This window comes from Ureibacillus aquaedulcis, from assembly GCF_030418165.1.
GTDB classification, from domain to species: domain Bacteria; phylum Bacillota; class Bacilli; order Bacillales_A; family Planococcaceae; genus Ureibacillus; species Ureibacillus aquaedulcis.
Map to the genome: position 1 here is coordinate 102,232 of NZ_JAUHTQ010000009.1, position 14,610 is coordinate 116,841.

General features: G+C 37.5%; 19 protein-coding genes. 4 read left to right on the forward strand and 15 right to left on the reverse strand.

The window, feature by feature from the left end:
* Position 1: 1 nt before the first annotated feature.
* From QYB95_RS12915 to QYB95_RS12925, 3 genes are all read right to left on the reverse strand, one after another.
* Positions 2-778 carry a class I SAM-dependent methyltransferase gene (locus QYB95_RS12915; RefSeq protein WP_301138739.1) on the reverse strand — a complete coding sequence of 259 codons (777 nt, stop codon included), beginning with the start codon at positions 776-778 and terminating at the stop codon, positions 2-4.
* A 272-nt stretch (positions 779-1,050) separates the two neighbouring features.
* Entirely contained in the window at positions 1,051-1,398 is a 348-nt protein-coding gene (locus QYB95_RS12920; RefSeq protein ID WP_301138740.1) for a hypothetical protein, read from the reverse strand.
* Positions 1,399-1,428: 30 nt separating this feature from the next.
* Entirely contained in the window at positions 1,429-2,022 is a 594-nt protein-coding gene (locus QYB95_RS12925; protein ID WP_301138741.1) for a dienelactone hydrolase family protein, read from the reverse strand.
* Positions 2,023-2,263: 241 nt separating this feature from the next.
* Between QYB95_RS12925 and QYB95_RS12930 the strand changes: the two genes are divergently transcribed.
* A complete protein-coding gene (locus QYB95_RS12930; protein WP_301138742.1) occupies positions 2,264-2,434 on the forward strand; it encodes a hypothetical protein in 171 nt (56 codons plus the stop codon).
* A 218-nt stretch (positions 2,435-2,652) separates the two neighbouring features.
* Here the strand turns inward: QYB95_RS12930 and QYB95_RS12935 are convergent, their stop codons facing one another.
* Entirely contained in the window at positions 2,653-3,504 is an 852-nt protein-coding gene (locus QYB95_RS12935) for a hypothetical protein (RefSeq protein WP_301138743.1), read from the reverse strand.
* Between the two features lie 249 nt (positions 3,505-3,753).
* Here QYB95_RS12935 and QYB95_RS12940 point away from each other — a divergent pair, with 249 nt between their 5' ends.
* Complete coding sequence (locus QYB95_RS12940) at positions 3,754-4,395, forward strand: glycosyltransferase (protein ID WP_301138744.1); 642 nt, start codon at positions 3,754-3,756, stop codon at positions 4,393-4,395.
* A 40-nt stretch (positions 4,396-4,435) separates the two neighbouring features.
* On the opposite strand, the gene QYB95_RS12945 is transcribed toward QYB95_RS12940, so the two are convergent.
* A complete protein-coding gene (locus QYB95_RS12945; protein ID WP_301138745.1) occupies positions 4,436-4,993 on the reverse strand; it encodes a histidine phosphatase family protein in 558 nt (185 codons plus the stop codon).
* A 225-nt stretch (positions 4,994-5,218) separates the two neighbouring features.
* Here QYB95_RS12945 and QYB95_RS12950 point away from each other — a divergent pair, with 225 nt between their 5' ends.
* Positions 5,219-5,518, forward strand: coding sequence for a hypothetical protein (locus QYB95_RS12950; protein WP_301138746.1), 300 nt, complete (start codon positions 5,219-5,221; stop codon positions 5,516-5,518).
* Positions 5,519-5,637: 119 nt separating this feature from the next.
* Here QYB95_RS12950 and QYB95_RS12955 read toward each other — a convergent pair whose 3' ends face one another.
* The 6 genes from QYB95_RS12955 to QYB95_RS12980 all read right to left on the reverse strand — a co-directional run bounded on the left by QYB95_RS12955 (position 5,638) and on the right by QYB95_RS12980 (position 8,229).
* The gene (locus QYB95_RS12955) at positions 5,638-6,087 is read right to left on the reverse strand and encodes a GNAT family N-acetyltransferase (RefSeq protein ID WP_301138747.1); all 450 of its coding nucleotides are present in this window, start codon (positions 6,085-6,087) and stop codon (positions 5,638-5,640) included.
* Between the two features lie 69 nt (positions 6,088-6,156).
* Entirely contained in the window at positions 6,157-6,339 is a 183-nt protein-coding gene (locus QYB95_RS12960) for a hypothetical protein (RefSeq protein ID WP_301138748.1), read from the reverse strand.
* Positions 6,340-6,404: 65 nt separating this feature from the next.
* Positions 6,405-7,025: an NAD(P)-dependent oxidoreductase gene (locus QYB95_RS12965; protein ID WP_301138749.1), complete on the reverse strand. Its 621-nt coding sequence runs from the start codon at positions 7,023-7,025 to the stop codon at positions 6,405-6,407.
* Between the two features lie 173 nt (positions 7,026-7,198).
* Positions 7,199-7,468 (reverse strand): hypothetical protein, encoded by a 270-nt coding sequence (locus QYB95_RS12970; RefSeq protein ID WP_301138750.1) that lies wholly within the window; start codon positions 7,466-7,468, stop codon positions 7,199-7,201.
* On the reverse strand, positions 7,469-7,858 hold the full coding sequence (locus QYB95_RS12975; RefSeq protein ID WP_301138751.1) for an SHOCT-like domain-containing protein: 390 nt from the start codon (positions 7,856-7,858) through the stop codon (positions 7,469-7,471).
* Complete coding sequence (locus tag QYB95_RS12980) at positions 7,855-8,229, reverse strand: DUF2089 domain-containing protein (protein WP_301138752.1); 375 nt, start codon at positions 8,227-8,229, stop codon at positions 7,855-7,857. The genes QYB95_RS12975 and QYB95_RS12980 overlap by 4 nt, the downstream gene beginning before the upstream one ends.
* A 264-nt stretch (positions 8,230-8,493) precedes the next feature.
* Between QYB95_RS12980 and QYB95_RS12985 the strand changes: the two genes are divergently transcribed.
* A complete protein-coding gene (locus QYB95_RS12985; RefSeq protein WP_301138753.1) occupies positions 8,494-9,384 on the forward strand; it encodes a DUF1259 domain-containing protein in 891 nt (296 codons plus the stop codon).
* 69 nt (positions 9,385-9,453) lie between these two features.
* Here the strand turns inward: QYB95_RS12985 and fosM are convergent, their stop codons facing one another.
* The 4 genes from fosM to QYB95_RS13005 all read right to left on the reverse strand — a co-directional run bounded on the left by fosM (position 9,454) and on the right by QYB95_RS13005 (position 14,606).
* A complete protein-coding gene (gene fosM / locus QYB95_RS12990; protein WP_301138754.1) occupies positions 9,454-9,873 on the reverse strand; it encodes a FosM family fosfomycin resistance protein in 420 nt (139 codons plus the stop codon).
* 189 nt (positions 9,874-10,062) lie between these two features.
* Entirely contained in the window at positions 10,063-11,166 is a 1,104-nt protein-coding gene (locus tag QYB95_RS12995; protein ID WP_301138755.1) for a 5-methyltetrahydropteroyltriglutamate--homocysteine S-methyltransferase, read from the reverse strand.
* Between the two features lie 468 nt (positions 11,167-11,634).
* Positions 11,635-13,863, reverse strand: a complete 2,229-nt coding sequence (locus QYB95_RS13000) for an MMPL family transporter (RefSeq protein ID WP_301138756.1) — start codon at positions 13,861-13,863, stop codon at positions 11,635-11,637.
* 110 nt (positions 13,864-13,973) lie between these two features.
* The gene (locus QYB95_RS13005) at positions 13,974-14,606 is read right to left on the reverse strand and encodes a response regulator (protein ID WP_301138757.1); all 633 of its coding nucleotides are present in this window, start codon (positions 14,604-14,606) and stop codon (positions 13,974-13,976) included.
* Positions 14,607-14,610: the final 4 nt, after the last annotated feature.

The following is a 14,610-nucleotide window of genomic DNA, read 5'->3' on the forward strand; positions in this document are numbered from 1 at the left end:
TTTATTTAACTGCTTTCCAAATTGTCCATCTATCTCTTTCCACTATGTTAGCTTCTGTCGAGATTGCTTCATCTATATAGTTAATTAATACGTTTAATTCCGAGTCGTTCAATTCGTGTAAAATACTTCTGCCTGTTCTCTCACTCAGGTCGTTTAGTAATTCTTGCTTATTTTCATACACTTTTCTTGTTTCCCACAACTTAACTTCTTGAATTTCCCTAAACCCAACTTCCGACAGTGTTTTTAATACAAATTGGCTGTTATATCTGCGACCGATCTCTTTCTCAATTAATTTCGGGAACAGCTCAAAAAAATAACCCCTAATATGCCGATCATTCCCTTTTAATAGGCAATCTTCTGGTGTACGGTCTTGAACAATATAAATTCCCTTGTCCTCCAACAGTCTATAGGCCTCTTCAAAGCATTTTTGCAAATCTTGTATATGATGTATTAGGGCTCTTTCAAGAAGTAAATTGTAATCGTTGCTTTTTAAGCCTGTATGAAGAGCATCGCCTTGTTTAAATGATATGTTTTGATATTCCTTACAGTTCTCTCTTGCGGCTTTCAGAATTTCTTCTGAAAAATCGACGCCAGTAACAGATATTGCTCCCATATCAGATAGTGCCTTTGAATAAATTCCTCCACCACATCCTATATCCAATGCTTTGGAAATATTGTTGAACTGTATCAAATCCTTTATAGCGTTCACCCACGAACTATCAGCTTTTCGAGTTGAAAAAGTCTTGCGGTTTTTTGCATTGTGAAAATCAATTCCCATCTAAAATTCCCCCATTTCAACTTCAATTTGTTACAGCAGGAAGGTTTAATTACACTTGCATTCACCTATTCGAATTACCTTTTATTTCCAATTCTACATCAATAGTTCCATAAGTAAATTTTTAAATAATTATAAATAGACATAAGTTTACTTTATAGACCGCTATTACTTATTAATAAACTGGTCCAACCTTAAAACAAAAAAACCCCGTCTATTCACACGGGATTTAAACTAACTTTTTTTTAATCGTTTTTTATGTTCATTTTAAACTTCTACTCATATAAAATAATCTGTTTAGCTTCTACTTTTCTACTAATTTCACTAGGCTCCATTGTTTTGGGTTCTTTAAGTGTTACCTGGATAGTATTGCCTTCGCGGAAGTCTTCAACACTTAAATTTTCTCTACTTTGGTTTCTCAGAGTAGTATTCTCTGTAATTTGGACTATGCATAAATAACCAACATCCGTGGAGTAATCCCCATTTTCCCTAACGGCATCCGAACATTCAACAAAGAATATATTTTCTTCGATTTTTGTAAGCTCTCCGTATATTGAAGTTGTTTCCGAACAACCTGTTAGTATAAATACAAGAAAAAATAGAATGCCTGCAAGATCCTTCAAATTAGCATCCCCCCTTCATTTCGTTTGAATCTATTTACACTTAAGGAATGATAGTGTTTCTCCAAATGTATGCCGAGCTGATTCTTCATTGTATTTAGAAGAGTATGGATCACTAAATCCGTGTTCCCCTTCACAGGTATGAACTTTTATATTTGGTTTATTTAAATTGTAAACTAATTCATCTACATTAAATGAATTTTCCACTTTCGGAAAAAACAGCAATACTGGGCATTTTGGCTTTAAATCGGCAAAGTCCCGAATCCGCGATCCATAGTAGCCAACAATGCCATCAATCCCATCTTCCTGACTACACAACCAAGCAACCGTTGCCCCTATACTGAATCCCATGATATAAATTTTTGTATATTGCTTTTGCAGAGTTAATAATAATGTTTTTACTTTATGTAATGCATTTGTGAAACCCACACTCTTCACAAAATTATGGTAAGCCTCTTGCTCTTGGGCATAATCATAGGGGTTACCTTGTTCTAATAGATCGGGACAAATGACATCAAAGTCTTGTTCTGCCAATAATTCACAAACATACACCATATGTTGGTTGATTCCATATATTTCATGGAGGACAAGTACTAATTTTTCGGATTTTTTGTTTATCCTCAACATCCTATTCCCCCTACTGATTTTTCATTGTACTACCCAGTTTAACAAGATGAGCGGTCATAAAAAAGTGCTCCTACTAGTGTGTCCCGGTTTTCTCAACACACTATTAAGGATAATGCTAATAAAGAAACAAAATTAAACCATTACCGATTATTGCTATGGCAACAAGTACCTGAATTTTTAAGTTCATTTTAGCCAAAATATTAAGGCAGTGAACAAAAACTTGAAAGAGAAGGTGATGTAGATGAAGGCAAACATGAGTAAAATTTTACCGATTTTTGCTTCAGTGGGAGTTGGAATCGCTGCTTATCAGATGTTAAGTGGAAATGGCGGCAAATCGACTAATATGATGCCAGTTGTCTCTAATATGCTGGGAATGGGAACTGGGACGCAGGGACAAAATCAGCAACAGTAACACTTAGAAATAAGGGTTTTTCATCTTAAGTATTTCCTTCTTACTCAAAAACAAACCCCGTTAAAGATGCCTACAGGGAAGTTTTGATTTATACAAGCCTTTGCATGAATAACGCTTTATACAGTGGGAAAGTATTCATTTCCCACTGTTATTATTTTTAGTCATAAAAATATTAAGTTTATTATCGAATTAGTCTATTTGTTGGCTCTACAACTTTTCTAATCGATTTCGTTTACTAACACCGCACTACTTGGAGCAACAATTGCTTCAATTCCCTCTGCTATGTAACTAACGAGAATTGATTGGTTGTTTCTGGCCAGATGGAATGTATCCGAACTAAAAACGAATTCTCCGCTCTCATCCAAAACCGGTGAATAGGTAATCATATAATGGTATTTTATGTCCCTGGCATCGCTTGGCATATCCGGTTCAGGGTTGTAATCCTCCGGAGCATCCGTTGTGACGTATCTAAAAGCAAATTGGATGTCATTGTCTTTTACTTTCTTGAAAAGGTCATATTTGATTTCTTGCGTATCCATACCATCGAAGTAGGTCGTTACTTTTTGTTTATTGGTAAGGGGCAGATAAGGAACCGCTGCTTTTGCCAATTGGGTAACCTTTATTCTATTAATTTCTTTGCCTGATTTATTATAGATCAACAGCGTTTTGTCCATATTCCCCATTAAATCGTCAATATTTCCAACTAAAAGATGATTATCAAATGTTAAAAACACATTATCTCTTTGCAACTCCACGCTATAATCATTTTCAACAATTTCCATCTCCTTATTTATTAGATGATCTTCAAGGACATATTTTAATTTTCCAAAACCCAACTGCGGAATGATTGCTGCAATTATCATGGTTAAAATGAGTAATCCGACTTTATTGCCTAAACTAATTTTGTTAAAAAGAAATATGATCGGAATTCCTATAAGGAAAGTAACGATCAGTAATTCGACATAAGCAAAAAAAGCAGCTAACCCTATCCCACTTTCTTCGTAAGTATTTATATATACCAGCATACCAAGCAGAAGTATGGCGATTACACGTATCAATTGGTTTTTCATCCCTTACCTCTTTCCTATTAGGTGTATAAGAATTCTCGAGTCCAAAAAAAACACTCCCTATCATTTTCTCTAACCACCCCATATTTTAACATAAATAACCAATTCGAGATTGATTACTCCACTCACGGCGCCTATCAAAAAGAACACTCTTGATAGATGGTGCTTAGAAAAAAATGAAGCATATGAGGAATGAAAAAAGCCAATATTTCAATAATAAGGAGTAATTTCAATTTAGGAAGGGGAATTTCGATGAATAGATTATTGCTGACGGGTCTCATTTTGCTCGTTTTCCCAATTTTCGCGATAGGAACATCCAGTGCCTCTGCCTCACCACAGGTTCCGGCCATTAGTCAGGCTGAGGTAAAGTTCGAAAATGACTTCAGGAGGCTTTGGTTTGACCATGTATTGTGGACAAGTAATTATATTACAAGTGCCACAACAGCAGATGCCGAGGATCAAGAACAGGTACTGGCCAGGCTGCTGAAAAATCAGGAGGATATCGGGAATGCCATTAAGCCGGTTTACGGAGAAAAAGCCGGGAACAAACTGACGGAGTTGCTTAAGGAGCATATTGTTCTGGCGGGAAAAATCGTTGATGCGGCTAAAAACGGAGATGAAGCCTCCGTAGATCAACTAAACAAAGAATGGTATGAAAATGCTGATGAAATAGCAGCTTTTCTCAGTGGTGCCAACCCGAATCTAAAGAATGAAGAATTGAAAAATCTGCTCCATAGGCATCTGGAATTGGTGGCGAATGACCTATCTGCAAGCTTGAATAAAGATTGGGACGCGAGAATTACTTCAATTGATGAAGGTGTTACACATATCACCCTATTCGCAGATACTATTTCCGAGGCAGTTGTAAAGCAGTTTCCGGATAAATTTAAATAATCATCATAAGAATCTCCTGCAATCTGTTGGAGATTCTTTACTACGAGGAATACCCCTCTTGCCATAAACGTTCCATTTGCACCACATTGTTTTTGCAAGTTAATACAAACACATCCGGATTACTAAGACGTTTCCAATGCTCAAAATCAAAACCGTGATCATAATTCTTCAGCAGTAGCGACATTAAATTTCCGTGGGTAACAATGATTGTGTTTTCAGATTCACTTTTAAACACTTCATCCACAACATTTACGATTCGTTTCATGGCTTCTTTGCTCGACTCTCCACCTTCAAATTTCAATTCCAGATCATCGAAAGTGGCTCTAAGTTTCTCAAGCCAATCAGGTAAATCCTGTGTACTGAGTATGCGTTCCGACAAACGGTTATCAAGCTCTATTTTTATATTCGTTTCCTTACTTAAAGGTTCCACTGATTGAATAGCACGTAAAAAAGGACTCGAAACTATTCGGTCAATTTCAGCAGTTAATAGAAAGTTGGATAAATATTTTGCTTGTGTAAATCCTTTTTCTGTTAGTGATGCGTCGTGAGCTTGCCCCTGTGCTTCACAATGTCTCACAATATAGATCCTTTTGTTCATACAAATTCCCCCAAGGTTTTGCTGAATTCATCACCCAAAAGTATAAAATGATCATCCAGACAGATAATATACAACAGATAAATTAAAGAAAAGAGATTTAGTGATGGATATCAGCTTAGATTTTTTTCCAGCATAATAATGTGAGAGCGTGAATAATACTCTTGATTTATCTCCGAAGTAGATATCTCCTGATAAAAATTCACAAATCAAAATAGAGGTGTAACTATGGAACATTTTCCGACTATACATACAAATTTCTGGGATGCAGTAATAGCTGTTCCTGTAGTAATGATCATCACTCAATTATTAAAGAAATCTCTCCATATTAAGCCCTTTTGGGTTCCAACAGTAGCATTACTGGTCGGTTTACTGATATCGATTTTTATTAGTCACAGGCACAACTTTTTGGCAGGTTTATTTATGGGATGGTTCTATGGGTACTCGGCTATCGGTAGTTTCGCTTCTTTAAAAACAAGCATCAATGCCTACAGAGATAAAAAGATAAGAAATTCTAAAAAACAATAAACAGACGATTGGCTTACTTCCGACAAGAAACATTCCCCTATCGATTTTCAATCTTAAGAAGCATGTAGTGATACGTTCCCTGTTCGCTGCATTTTGCTACGGCAAGCTTAAAAAGGAAACTATAATTTCTTCTCAAACAAGGTTAACGACAGCCGCTCATTTACGATGATTTCTTTTAGCTTCTGAAATCCGTTCTTTTTATAAAGATGTACTGCCGGGGTATTTTGGGAACCTGTTGCGACCTTTATTGTTTCAACCTTGTATTCTTTTTCAATGAAATTTAGAAGCGACTGTGCGATTCCTTTTCGAAAATGGTCGGGATGTACGATTAATCGATGTATATCGACTTCCACACCATCTGCTTTTATGGATATTACTCCGCATAGTTCATCATTTTCGTAATAACCAAAAAACATTTCACCGCAAATTTGTAAAGTTTGAACAGTATCCTTCAATGGAGGGATATCAAATGAGCCAATTAGTTCGGCCTCAATCCTATAAGATGGTATTTGTATGTTTAAAACAGCTTCCGCGTTTTTTCCATTACTAATGTCAATACTTTTAATCAAAGGAGCCCCTCCTTTTGTTCCAATATCCTTGCGTCAAATCGACCTTTTCCGAATTTTTGCTTATATCTTTTATTTACAGGAAACTGTCCAATTAATAGCCAAGAAATCTTGTTCAACTTCAGGTGTTTTATTATTTTCCACGCAGCTATTTTTCGCATTTTCAAGTGAGTTATAGTTAAGTGCAGCAAGCATTACAAATAATAGAAAACTGGAAACTAGTATCATATAGAACTTTTTCTTATTACTCTTCATAAAGATCAACCTCCCTGACTACTTCACCCATTCCACTCTTGCACTGCCCTGAAATGAAAATCCTATTAGTAAGCGATCCCTACACGCATTTTTAAGTAATCACAACTATTTATTTGGCTATATGCAAATTCGGCTGTATCCGGCACTGAAATTTGAGTACCACCCTCAGGCAAAAAGTTACCTTCAGTTCGATATGTAGCTAGCCTTTCTCCATCCGGCAGATAAGTAGGACAGACAATCGTCCAATCAAGCTCCGATGCCTTTAGCATATCGTAGGCTTTGTGATGTTCTTCAGCTGCACGGGTTAACTTGCGCTTCGATTCACTTGATTGATAACGCAATAACTCCGGAGTAATCCTGCTTTGCAAGATTCCGGCAGTTCCTATCGTGATAATTCTTTTTATCCCTTCATTTTCCATGGCCTCGATAATAAGCAGCATACTTTCCGTTAAAGTGGTTGCTCCATCTGTACCCAGCGCACTGATCACAACATCATTTCCCTGCATCACCTGTTCGATATCCTCTTTATTTAAGACATTTCCTTTTATAATCGATAAATTTTCGTGATTGTATTCGATTTTCTCCGGAGAACGGACCAATGCCGTAACATGATGTCCATCATGAAGGGCATGAGTTACTATTTGACTCCCAACTCGTCCAGTTCCACCTAAAATTAAAATATTCATGAGCAGCCCCCCTGTTTTGTTAAGCTCGGATTACTTTAAGTATATCATTTTAGGATTCCTTTAAAAATTTGGCAAGGTGATCTTTTCCTTTAAAGGTGCGACAATCCTATATGGCCTTAAAATGAAAACAAGCGCATTCTTTTTAAAAAGAAAGCGCCTCATTTGTAGTTGATTTAAAGTTTTACTTTTACCCCAGTGCCATCCTTCAACTTTGTGTCAATAAGGATTAATCCGCTATGCCTCGAAATTTCCTTCAGTAATGGCTTCAAATTGCTTCTTTCAATTTCAGGTAAGAAGAATTTGCTTCCATCCTTCGTGATTGCTTTATTTATGGAACGATTCACCCATTTGGATGTAATAATAAAAGTAGCAAAATTTAAGAACAGATAAGGAATGGGGATAAGCAATCGTTTGTCCTTTGCTTGTATAATAACTTTTAACATCTACTCGATTACCACAGCAACTTTATCGCCATTGGCCGAAGTGATGTCAACAATCTGTCCGACTAATTCATTTTCAATGGCTTCGATCAGCAAGTCAACGTTAATATCTTTTACGTATTTTTCGGCATCAGGTATTTTTTCAGCAATATTAGTTCCTACCTTTAAAACGGCCTTGACGAGGTTGATTGGTAGGTTCACATTTACATTATCGCCGTTTTCCGAGGCTATCCGAACCTTTAAGATTTTATTTCCATAAGGGAAGTCTTTCTTTAGCGCCACTTGCCCTGGATGATCTTGACCTTGCAGGATCGCAATTAATTCACTTGCTTTTTCCTTATCAATCTTTCCTTCCTCCACCAGCGTTAAGACTCTAGAAATTTCGTCCTTCATTCTACTTCCCCCTCTTTTAATAATTGAATGGCTTTCTCTGCCGTAATCTCGCCTTTTTCCAATAACGATACAATTCTCTTCTTATCCACTTCGGGTTTCTTTTGAGTGGAGTATCCCAGGTTAGAGATAATTTCATCCAATTTTCCCCTGACTGTCGGATAGGAAATGCCAAGTTCTTTTTCGACCTCTTTGATATTCCCCCGACATTTAAGAAAGATTTCAATAAAGTGCAGCTGTTCCTTCCCAAGAGCCGCCAGTTTTGAAACTTCAAATTCATTTTCTATCGTTGTCTGGCAATGGTTGCACTGCAGCTTCGTTATTTGGAGCGCCTTGCTGCAAACAGGACAATTCGTGAGTAAAGGATACGCCATATTGTTCTCCTTTCTTTTTAGTTATTTCCATTTTAAACCATCTGAGAAAAACTTTAAACCTATTTTTAAAATTATTTATTATAATCAAAAGAATAATTAAAGAATTCAATATATGTATTAAAAAATTAAAGTTGTCGATTACATCACAAAACAAAAATGGGCCAGTTATAAATAAAGTACTACTATGTAAAAACCCAAAGCCCCATCAAAATAAAATTCATTGAATATCATAGATGGAATAAGTATAGAAAGGGAAATGTTCCGATGCATGATATGAATATGAATTCAATGAATCATCATGATGCAATCCAGCCTAGTGAACTTTGCCAGAAGTTCGCCAAGATTTTGGATGCCACTCCTGCTGTGATTAATGGTGTCTGTACTGCTACACGTTCGCGCACAAATATTCGTCCAACTGTCTTGGGTCGCCCAGCAGAATCGTTTATGTTTGTGCCGCAAGCATGGTCATTTGAAAGTATGGATGCTCGAGGCAGAGCGTTATGCCTAGGTGAAACGGTAGTTCTTGAGGAAGAGGCAAACCCGTATATTTCGAGATTAAGAGAACAGGGAATTATCGTAACGGCTTTTCATAATCACTGGATATTTGAAAAACCGAGGCTTATGTATATTCATTACCAATCCATCGATGAGCCGCTGGAATTTGCTCGCAAGGTTCGAAATGCAAATAAAGTGCTGAATAATCAAAGTGTAGTAGGTCCAAGTCGTCCGAGTGCAAGTACGGGCAATGCTATGGAACTTTGCAGTGAATTCAACAGAGTTCTTGGCGGCATGGAAACGTTTGAAGATGGCGTTTGCATGGTAATGGATTCCCGTTTAAATATTCAAACGACAATCATGAATCGAAGAAGCCGATCCTTCCTTACCCTCCCACAAATGTTCAATTTTGAATCACTGACGCCAGATGGAAACGCACTTTGCAGTGGAGAGACTGTCATTCTGCAAGGAGAAATCAATCCATTCATCAGTCAGCTTCGCAAAAACAATATATTGGTAACAGGGTTCCATAATCACTGGTTATTTGAGGATCCAAGGTTGATGTACATTCATTTCGTGAAGATTGATCAACCAGTAAACTTTGCAAAAGATGTAAAAGAAGCTTTAAAAGTCTTGACGAATAAAGTGGTAAGGCCTTAATTTTTGAACAGCTTTTTTGCTAACTAAACTTGGCGCTTAACCTTGCTTGTGGTTAAGCGCCATTGTTTGTTAAAAAAACTCCATATGCGTTTTCTCTTGCTTGTAGTAATCCAACCGATTTTGTAAGGTCCCTGTATGGAATTCAAATTTATGGCCGTCTGGATCTGTAAAATAAATTGATTTTTTATCTCTTGCATCTCTGGAGCGTCCGGATAAAATGTTCACATTCAGCCTCTCTAGCTTTTCATACATTTCATCAAACTTTTCCTCTTCAATCGAAAAAGCGATATGTGTATAGGATTGGTGAATCTCATTCCGCGGTATATCTTCTTCTACATTCAGTGCCAGCCACATGCCATTTAGATCAAAGTAGGCCGTTTTCCTTCCTTTTACTAGCAACTTCGCTTCAAAAACATTCTTATAAAACTCAATGGAAACAGCTAAATTAGAAACGGAAAATAATAAATGATTAATTCCTTTTATCGACATTCCATCACCTCTGTTCTTGGTCAAAACTAGACTACCTTAACCATGCAATCCGGAATTTTTCTATATGTACATTTTTTCGAAACGCATACTCCAATACTATTCTATAGAATCGGTCGGATACAATTAAAAAAACGCAATCTCATATCTGAAATTGCGTTTCAATGTTAACTTACCGTATTCGCTAAAAACTTATCCCCAAATCTCTTTCGAAATATCCACGATATACTTCAGCTTCTCCCATTGCTCTTCCTCAGTCAGGATATTGCCGTGGTGAGTTGAAGCAAATCCGCATTGCGGACTGATGCATAGTTGCTCTAATGGTACATATTTTGTTGCCTCTTCAATACGCGCTTTGATGTTTTCTTTATCTTCTAATTCCCCATGTTTTGAAGTGAATACTCCTAGTACTACTTGTGCTCCACCATTCGGGATATGTTCTAGTGGTCCGAAATCACCTGAACGATCATCATCATATTCCAGGAAGAAACCGTCTACTTTTTCTTTTGCGAATAGTGTTGGCGCAATTTTAGCATAACTGCCTTCAAACGCCCACTTCGAGCGGTAGTTCCCACGGCAAAGGTGAGTCGTGATAATTAAATCTTCCGGTTTATCTTCCAGAACTCCATTGGCAACACGAAGAGCCAAGTCGATTAATTGTTCACGAGAATAACCGCTATCATTGAATGGAATATCCGGTGCATTCAGACCCGCAATATAGACATCATCCAGCTGCAAGTAACGGCAACCCGCATCATAGAAGGCCTTGATTGCATCGCGGTATGTTTGGATGACATCCTTTGTATATTCTTCAATGTCTGGATAGATCTCAAGATTACGAATACCCGCGTTAAATAATTGGTTTGGACTTGGAATTGTTTGCTTGGCAACAGCACGGTCCCCAACAATTTCCTTGAACTCGATAAATTCTTTAACATGTGGGTGATCTTGGTTAAATGAAACTTTGCCGATTACTCGTACATTGTATCTTTCTGTTTCTTCCCCTTTGAATGCATAGCCTTTTTCCGGAACGTATCCCTCTACCCCATTTAGATGTTCAAGGAAATCCGTATGCCAGAAACGTCGGCGAAACTCGCCATCTGTCACAGCTTGAAGTCCGACTTCGATTTGCTTATCCACCACTTTTTTAATTTCTTCTGTTTCAATGGCATATAGTTCATGTCTCGTAATATCGCCTGCTTGAAAAGCCTTTCTTGCCTGATGAATGCTCTCTGGTCGTAATAAACTTCCTACATGATCTGCTCTAAATGGCGCCTTAATAAGTGTTTTTGTCATAATTTTTCTCCCCTTTGTGTTTTTTAAAAGCCTCTGCCCTTGATGTAAGATTAGTGTAGCATAGGGAAATTAATATAACGTAACACATAAAATCTATTCCTCGCTATAGCTTTTGGCTATAGCTAATAAATAAGGAAACTACCTTGAATCAAATCGAGAGCAAAAAAATAGAGGCTGGTACAGAAGTAGAAAATTTTTAGATGATGGAAGATTCTATATTTAAGAAATTGACACTTTATAAATTGATTGGAGTGGAGGGGCGACTCCTGGGGGAACAGCACGAGGGAGAGACGCTCGTGTCGAGCCGTGCCCGAGGCTGCGCGTCCCCGCAATGGAAATCAATTTAAGCTACATCAAGAAAAAACCATTTTCCTACTCGAGGAAAATGGTTTTTTCGGGTTATGTCCCAACCTCTACTATTTCTAGCTATGTTGTATGCTTTTAGCAAGGTTCTAGGTTCTACCTTACTTATTCAGAAACACGCTCTTCTTTAATACGAGGGGAATTTTTCTTTTTATTGCTAGCCATACTTTCATCTATCCCTTTTTGTATTGAAGTGCCTTCAACATCAATATTTGGCAGGATTTTATCCAACCAGCTTGGCAAGTACCATGCCGCTTTCCCCATCAATGTCATTACAGCTGGTACGATTGCCATTCTCACGACAAATGCGTCAAAAATGATACCAAACGTCAAGGCGAAGCCCATTGATTTGATGATTGGGTCGGGAGCAAGCATAAATCCTGTAAATACTGCAACCATAATTAGACCTGCAGCTGTTACTACTCCCCCACTATCTTTTATCCCTGCAAGAATTGCCTTTTTGGCATCTTTGGAATGTGTAAATTCTTCACGCATTCTACTTACCAAGAAAACCTCATAATCCATTGCTAGACCAAATAAGATACCTATGACGATAACAGGTAAAAAGGCCAAGACAGGGCTTGCAGTAGGGAAACCAAATAAACTATAAAAGTTTCCATCTTGGATTACGAAAACAACAAATCCTAATGTTGCTAAAAGTGATAGCAAGAAACCTAAAACAGCTTTTAATGGTACCAGGATTGATCTAAATACCAACACTAGTAAAATAAAGGCAAAACCTACAATAAGAGATGCAAATAATGGTACTGCATCATTCAACTTTTCAGATATATCAATATTCACTGCCGTTGGACCAGTAACGTACAATTCCACTTGTTCTTTGTTGTTGTCTGACAACTCTCTAATTGAGTGTACTAAATCGTTTGTTTTACTATCGTTAGGTCCTGTTTTTGGCGTAATCGAAATCATGAAAACATTTCCTGATTTACCTGGAACGGGAGGACTTACACTTTTTACATTCGCTAGGTCTCCCAATTCTTCTACCACTTTATTGATCTTCGGCTGAATATCCTCACTATTTTTATCTGCTTCAGCCAGGACTATTAATGAGGAATGATATCCAGGACCATATGCTTCACTTAGTAAGTCATACGCCCTTCTTTCTGTTGTTTCATCTGATTTGGTTCCATTATCAGGTAGACCCAGTTGCATATGGAAGAATGGGATACTAACTACTACCAGAAGAAGTATACCTAGGATTGTTACTGTCCAAGGTCTTTTAGTAACAAAATTCCCCCATTTATTTGATTCTTTAGTGTTCTTTTTGCTAGTGAATTTTGCTAAAAATCTATTTTTTCTTGAAGGGCCAATTTTATGGCCAAATACCGCCAAAATTGCGGGTACAAAAATAACTGCTATTAAAATCGCAAAAAATACACAAACTGCTGCAGAGATTCCCATCATTGTTAAAAATGGAATTTTTGCAACGCCTAAACCTAGCAATGCAATAATAACTGTAACCCCCGCAAATACAACCGCACTCCCGGCAGTTCCATTTGCAATAGCTATTGCTTCTTTCACACTATGCCCTTTTGCTAATTCTTGTCGGAATCTTGACATGATAAATAGAGCATAGTCAATTCCCACTGCTAGTCCTAACATGGCAGCTAAAGCTAAAGCGAATGACGGAATATCAAGATAATTAGTTCCGATTAAAATAGATAAAATTCCTATTCCTAAACCTATGACTGCAGTAATAATCGGCATTCCAGCTGCCAAGAAGGATGTAAACGTAAGTGCAAGAACAATATAAGCAATGACTACCCCGATTACTTCTGAAATCCCTCCAATTTCTAATTCAGAAAAGGCAACCGTCCCTGCCAACTCCGTCTGAATGCCTGCATCTCTCGTATCTTCAATACTCTCAAGAATAATTTCCTTCGATTGCTCTGTTACCTTACCTGCTGGTACATCATAAGTCACTACTGCATACCCAATTTGCTTATTTTCATTGTAATTACCTAGTTCTGCAGGTGTAGCAACAGAGACAACGGATTTGTCCTCTTTGATTTTATCAATTGTCTCATTAATGGCATCCACAACTTCACTAGACTCTAAAGTTTGGCCTTTAGGCGCTTTTAGTACTAGATTTACAGTGCCAGGTGCGGGCTCATTTGATGACTGAAATTCTTTCTCTAGAATTTTACCTGCCTCAGCAGATTCTGTATCCGGGATGGACATCTCATCACTAAAAGCCGGACCCATACTTAATGCAACGATCGCTATAATAATGAGGAAACCTAAAGTTCCTCCAATAACTTTCTTGTTATGATTGACAACCCATCTTCCAAGTTTATATAAATACTTTGCCATACTTAACTCCTTTCGAAAGCTTTTTTATTTCCTTACCTTCTATTCATAAAGGAGTGAGCAAAATAAAAAATCGTACATACGGGTAAGTCCCCTATGTACGTTTGGGCAATTTATTTATCTAGTAATCGGAATAGACCTTGGTCGATCGCAATTGCAACGGCTTCAGCTCTGGAGTTAACACCGAGTTTATTGTAAATATTGGTTAAGTGCGCTTTTACAGTGCGTTCGGCAATTCCCATATCAAAAGCGATTTCCCTACTTTTAAAACCTTTTGCAACTGCCTGTAAGATGAATAGTTCTTTATCTGTTAAAGAAGCTGATGGCTGAGTATAACTATTCGATTTTTCCTGCTTGTATTTTAAAATTTTCGCCATGACATCAGGCTGTAGAAGAGTTTCACCTCTGATTGCGGATTCCAGCGTCCTAAACAGATTTTCCCTGCTTGTATCTTTCAATAAAAACCCTTTGGCTCCCAACTCTATTCCTTTCACCATCAAATCATCTTCATTATAGGTAGTTAATATAATTACTGGAATGGTGATACTTTGTTCGCTCATCGCTTTTAATGTTTCCAATCCGCTCATTACGGGCATATTCAAATCCAGCAGAATAATATCCGGTCTTGTTTTATCGATCATATCCAATGCGACCTTACCGTTATTGGCTTCACCTATCACTTGAAACGAATCATTAGTCTCCAAAATTAATTTTAGTCCTTCTCTTACTACCAAATGATCATCCACAATT

What these genes read in the sequence shown, in the direction of transcription:
- QYB95_RS12995 (WP_301138755.1), bottom strand. Translation starts at nt 11,166, where the DNA reads ATGACAAAAACACTTATTAAGGCGCCATTTAGAGCAGATCATGTAGGA.
- QYB95_RS12985 (WP_301138753.1), top strand. Translation starts at nt 8,494, where the DNA reads ATGCATGATATGAATATGAATTCAATGAATCATCATGATGCAATCCAG.
- QYB95_RS12960 (WP_301138748.1), bottom strand. Translation starts at nt 6,339, where the DNA reads ATGAAGAGTAATAAGAAAAAGTTCTATATGATACTAGTTTCCAGTTTT.
- QYB95_RS12970 (WP_301138750.1), bottom strand. Translation starts at nt 7,468, where the DNA reads ATGTTAAAAGTTATTATACAAGCAAAGGACAAACGATTGCTTATCCCC.
- QYB95_RS12940 (WP_301138744.1), top strand. Translation starts at nt 3,754, where the DNA reads ATGAATAGATTATTGCTGACGGGTCTCATTTTGCTCGTTTTCCCAATT.
- QYB95_RS12980 (WP_301138752.1), bottom strand. Translation starts at nt 8,229, where the DNA reads ATGGCGTATCCTTTACTCACGAATTGTCCTGTTTGCAGCAAGGCGCTC.
- QYB95_RS12925 (WP_301138741.1), bottom strand. Translation starts at nt 2,022, where the DNA reads ATGTTGAGGATAAACAAAAAATCCGAAAAATTAGTACTTGTCCTCCAT.
- QYB95_RS12965 (WP_301138749.1), bottom strand. Translation starts at nt 7,025, where the DNA reads ATGAATATTTTAATTTTAGGTGGAACTGGACGAGTTGGGAGTCAAATA.
- QYB95_RS13000 (WP_301138756.1), bottom strand. Translation starts at nt 13,863, where the DNA reads ATGGCAAAGTATTTATATAAACTTGGAAGATGGGTTGTCAATCATAAC.
- QYB95_RS12945 (WP_301138745.1), bottom strand. Translation starts at nt 4,993, where the DNA reads ATGAACAAAAGGATCTATATTGTGAGACATTGTGAAGCACAGGGGCAA.
- fosM (WP_301138754.1), bottom strand. Translation starts at nt 9,873, where the DNA reads ATGTCGATAAAAGGAATTAATCATTTATTATTTTCCGTTTCTAATTTA.
- QYB95_RS12930 (WP_301138742.1), top strand. Translation starts at nt 2,264, where the DNA reads ATGAAGGCAAACATGAGTAAAATTTTACCGATTTTTGCTTCAGTGGGA.
- QYB95_RS12950 (WP_301138746.1), top strand. Translation starts at nt 5,219, where the DNA reads ATGGAACATTTTCCGACTATACATACAAATTTCTGGGATGCAGTAATA.
- QYB95_RS12935 (WP_301138743.1), bottom strand. Translation starts at nt 3,504, where the DNA reads ATGAAAAACCAATTGATACGTGTAATCGCCATACTTCTGCTTGGTATG.
- QYB95_RS12915 (WP_301138739.1), bottom strand. Translation starts at nt 778, where the DNA reads ATGGGAATTGATTTTCACAATGCAAAAAACCGCAAGACTTTTTCAACT.
- QYB95_RS12975 (WP_301138751.1), bottom strand. Translation starts at nt 7,858, where the DNA reads ATGAAGGACGAAATTTCTAGAGTCTTAACGCTGGTGGAGGAAGGAAAG.